Source organism: Mycobacterium asiaticum (assembly GCF_001673365.1).
GTDB classification, from domain to species: domain Bacteria; phylum Actinomycetota; class Actinomycetes; order Mycobacteriales; family Mycobacteriaceae; genus Mycobacterium; species Mycobacterium asiaticum_A.
Genome location: NZ_LZLS01000060.1, coordinates 1 through 4,491 on the forward strand (window position 1 = coordinate 1; position 4,491 = coordinate 4,491).

A 4,491-nucleotide genomic window follows, 5' to 3' on the forward strand; every position below is an offset into this window, starting at 1 on the left:
CTGCCAACTGATCTCATCATCACCAACGGTAACATCTACCTGCCGCTGTCCAACCTCACCACGTTCCCGCCCGCGCCCCCGTTTCCTGCGCTCAGGCCGGTTTGATTGTTTTCCCCCCCGATGCCGCCGGCGCCGCCGATCCCGCCATTTCCGAAAAGGCCTGCGTGGCCGCCAGAGCCGCCCGCGCCTCCCGTCGAAGAAGTGGCGGTGTTGAAGCCGTTCCCGCCCGACGCTCCGGCGCCACCGGGGCCCGCGGTGCCCCAAAGCAAGCCCGCATTGCCACCGGCGCCCCCGGCCCCGCCAGGACCACCCGCGGTGCCGACGTCACCGTTCGCGCCGGTTCCGCCGGTCCCGCCAGCCCCTCCCGAACCCCACAACCAGGCGTTGCCTCCGGCGCCAGCGGCCCCACCGGCCGCGCCGGCCGTGGTAGCCGACCCTCCGCTGCCACCGGCGCCGCCGTCGCCGATCAACCCGGCGGCCCCGCCGCTGCCGCCGGCTAGTCCGGAACCTGCCGGTTGCGAATAGCCGTTGCCGCCGTTGCCGTAGAGCAGCCCCCCGGCTGCTCCGTTCGGTGCGGCCGCGGTCCCGTCGGCGCCGTTGCCGATCAGCGGTCGTCCCAGCAATGTCTGAGTGGGAGCGTTGATCGCGTTCAACAGAAGTTGCTCGACGCTGGCGGTCTCTGCCGCGGCATAGGTGCCGCTGGCGTTGGCCACAGCGGTGACGAATTGTTGATGGAACGCTGTCGCCTGTGCGCTAAGTGCGTGATACGCCTGTCCATGCGCGCCGAAGATCGCCGAAAGCGCGACCGAAATCTCGTCCGCGGCGGCGGCCTGCAATTGCGTCGTCGAAGTAAGCGCCGCCGTACTTGCCGCAGCGATAGCCGATCTGATCCCGGCCAGCTCCGCAGCCGCCGCGGTCATGATTTCCGGATTTGCGAGCACGAACGACATGGCAGTCCTCCCGGTGGGCTGCCGCGCAGCTTAACGCCAATCGCGGAGGTGTGCGCCCAATTCCGCGCAGGTGTTGCTTAAGTGCCGGATCATCAAGAGGCAGAAATTAATTCACGTCAGCGTCAGTAATTTGCCGGGCCAGGGTAGCGGTGAACTCGGCGGCGTGGGCCGGACTGTCTAGCCCGAACAGCGCGGCAGTGGCCCGGTCGCCGTCGTCGTTGTGCCGCACCAGGATTGGCACACCGCCATCGTGGACGGCGTCGAAGGCATCCTCGTCGGTAATGTCGTCGCCGAGATAGATCGGGACAAGAGATCCCGCGCCCGAGTCGTGCAAATGATCGATCACCCAACGCAAAGTCTTGCCTTTGTCCCAGTCGAGGTCGGGGCGCAATTCGATGACTTCGCGTCCGGTGGTGACCCGCAGCACATCACGCTTTCCGGCGTCGCGCACCGCAGCGGCCACCTCGCCAACGCGGTGGCGTGCAGCGTTGCGGTAGTGCACCGCCACCCCAAACCTCTTGTGCTCCACTACAACTCCGGGGATGCCGGCAAGTTTCTCGCGCAGCTGCGCGGCGGCCTGTGCCAGCACCGGGATGGCCTCGGCCGCTTCCTCGTTCTGATGGTGCGTCCCATCCGGTGCGGTCAGCTCGAAGCCGTGACTGCCGGCATACCAAATGCCGGGCAGGCCTACGCGTTTGGACACATCGGCGAGGTCGCGACCACTGAGCACCGCAACCGGGCACAGTTCCGCCAACGTGGTTAGCGCCTCGGCGGCTCCGGCGACGAGCACGGCCTTGTCGGGATCGTTCACGATGTCAGAAAGCGTGCCGTCGAAATCGAAGAACACCGCCGGACTTTCGACGGCGAAGTCCTTGACGGACCGCAATGCATCCGCAAGCTCCGACATACGCAGGTCCCCGGTGCGCGCGTCGACCTCGTCGAGGTCGGTGACGTCGGCATCACCTCCGGGCACCTGAACTCCGATTACCAGCGCGAAGCCCGACTCGCGTGCGGCTGTGACGCCGGATTCGTCGGACGCGACGACGGCACACCGGCCCGGCCGCACAGCCAACTTCTCGGCCGCCGCAGCCAGACCGCCCGACCAGAAAACCCCGGTGCCGACCCGGACCTCCTGCAGTTTCTTGACCAGCGCTTCGGTGCGCGGCAGCGTCGCGTCAAAGAGGACTGCATCGTGGCGGCGGGGGTCGATGATGACCGGCATTGACCCACCTTCTCACGCCGGTTGGGGTGGGCAAGTCAACGGCGTGACCGCAGGCGAAGACCCTCGTCGGTGCTGGCGACCGAATAGCAGATCGCGGTCGAGATCACCGTCGGCACAAAAAGCGACAGCACGAAGACGAGCAGCACGAATGCACGGTTGGGTGTGGTCAGCCAGCCCACCGGAAGCCGTGCCAGGCTCACGGCGAGCCACGAGGCGGCGACCGCGAGGAACAGGGTCCCCACCGTCGCGATCTTGATCGAGCGCAACGCCAACTGCGTCGGTTCGGCGGTCTTGAGCGAACGGTTGAGCGCCTTGGTGCGGATGTACACCACCGCGAAATCCAGCAGGATGGCCAGCGCGCAGAACGTCACGATGGTTCCGGTGAGCCAGAGCGAGGGTCGGTGGCCCAGCACGAGATGCAGGTAATCGATGCTCGTCTCGCTCATGATCAACGTTGTCGTCATCGCGGCGCCGAAAGTCAGCCATCCGCCGAGTTCGGCGACGAAGCAGTAGGCGCTGATTTCCGAAGGGTCCTGCTTTGGTGCCTTGTTTACCGCATGGCTGGCCAGCATCCAGCCGAGTCCGCCGAATAGCCCGGTGGTGCCGGCCGCGAGCATGCCGGTCGCCAGGCTGTCCTGCGTCCACGTGATCGCGCAGATGCCTTGGCGGTCACCGGTTTCGGACGGGTGAATGCCCGAGATGAGGCTGAATAGGTAGCTGTCCAACATCAGAATCAGCACCGCGGAGGAGAACAAGGCCAACGTGTGCGCGCCTTCTCGGCCGCTGCGGTCGAACAACAAAGCGATCGCCGTGATCAGAAACCCGCCCAGTACACCGGCGAGTTGCGAGGTCGAGGATGCCGCTGCGATCCCGCTCCATTCGTCGGACGTGCAGAAGGCGTCGGGGTTCATCGGGGCCGCGATCCATCAGTCGAAATCCGCGCACTCATGGGCCAAGACATTAGCCAGCATCGCGGCCCCGACGAAGCGACACGGGCCGCGGAACACAGGCCAATCGGGTTAGCGACGTGCCCGCGCGGGCGGCGCCGAAGGCGCACTGCCCGACACCATGCGGGAGGGGCGCTTGCGGCGGCGGTCGAACAACAACACCGAGTCCTGGCTTAGCGCCAACAGCCGAGCCATGCCCAGTTCGATGCCGGTGACGAGCTGGTCCAGCTCGGCCGCGGCGGCGAAGTCGGCCGTAATGCCCAGTACCAGCTCGTTGCCGTAGCTGAGCACCGCGACTCCGGTGCTCAGCTCCGGGGCAGACGGCGGAATGGGCAGCAGGCGCTCCAGTCGCTGACCCATCAGTTGTAGCGGTTGCCGAGGTCCCGGGGCATCGGTGGCCAGCGTAACGGTACCGCGCTCGGACGTCCCGGCGAGTACCTGAAACAGCTTGGTGCACAACGTCAGCGGCGAGTATCCGGTGGGACACGCCGCGCTCGGTTCGGTTCGCACCGCGCGCAGTTGTCGAATGGGGTCATCGTGTTCGACGGGCAGATACGACACCACCGGCCCAAGGGCGCGCAGCGAATCGGCGCGGGGCTGTTCGCCACGCCGGATGAGCACCGTGCGGAAGCCTTCGGTGACGGCCGCGAGCGCGACATCGTCGGCGGTGACACCGAATTTGCCAGCGATGCGCTCCACGGCGGCGCGTGGAAAACACACCGTGCGATAGCGCCGCATCGTAGGCAGCGAATCGGCGGCCGGCCAAAGCACGTCGGCCGCGCCGGTGAAGGCACGCGCCGCGGCTTTGACGACGCTGGACAGGTTTTCGATCCAGCTCGATGCCTCGGAGTGCGAAACCCGCTTGCCCGCAACGTGATAGGTGTTCGGGTCCGCATCGTCGCAGAGCCTGGCGATCAGGTGGGCAGGCGAAAGCTTTTCGGCAATGCTTTGGTGAACCTTCATCACGACCGCCCACCGGTGGTTCTCCAGGCCTTCGATGATCGTGCACTCCCACAGTGGCAGGTTGGGGTCCAGCGGACGTTCCAAGACGTAGGCGATGGTCTGGAACAGTTCGTGTTGATCGCCCGGCTGGGGTAACGCCAACCGCTGCACATGTGGGGTGACGTCGGATTCGGACTGCTGAATCCGTTCTGCCAGAAGGTCTTTGATGAGATCGTACTCGGGCACGCGCCCGTCAACGACGGCGACGGCACCCACTGACATGCTCGCGTGTTGATCCGGATCCGATGACCGCAGGAAGCCCGAGTCCCGCGTCCCAAGTTGTGCCATGCCAAGCCCCCGCCGTGGTTTCTTTAATGTGTACCAGTATCGCTGTGGGACTCGCACATCGATAGTCCAGCCAGGTTAACAA

At 66.0% G+C, this 4,491-nt stretch carries 3 protein-coding genes and 1 pseudogene; all 4 read right to left on the minus strand.

Annotated elements, in window-relative coordinates:
- Positions 1–65: 65 nt before the first annotated feature.
- Positions 66–950 (minus strand): annotated as a pseudogene (locus A5634_RS06315) (PE family protein); the annotation flags it as partial.
- A 106-nt stretch (positions 951–1,056) separates the two neighbouring features.
- Positions 1,057–2,172: a trehalose-phosphatase gene (gene otsB / locus A5634_RS06320; protein WP_065143227.1), complete on the minus strand. Its 1,116-nt coding sequence runs from the start codon at positions 2,170–2,172 to the stop codon at positions 1,057–1,059.
- A 35-nt stretch (positions 2,173–2,207) separates the two neighbouring features.
- A complete protein-coding gene (locus A5634_RS06325) occupies positions 2,208–3,083 on the minus strand; it encodes a hypothetical protein (protein ID WP_065143228.1) in 876 nt (291 codons plus the stop codon).
- A 108-nt stretch (positions 3,084–3,191) separates the two neighbouring features.
- Positions 3,192–4,409, minus strand: a complete 1,218-nt coding sequence (locus A5634_RS06330; protein ID WP_065143229.1) for a wax ester/triacylglycerol synthase domain-containing protein — start codon at positions 4,407–4,409, stop codon at positions 3,192–3,194.
- Positions 4,410–4,491 lie beyond the last annotated feature (82 nt).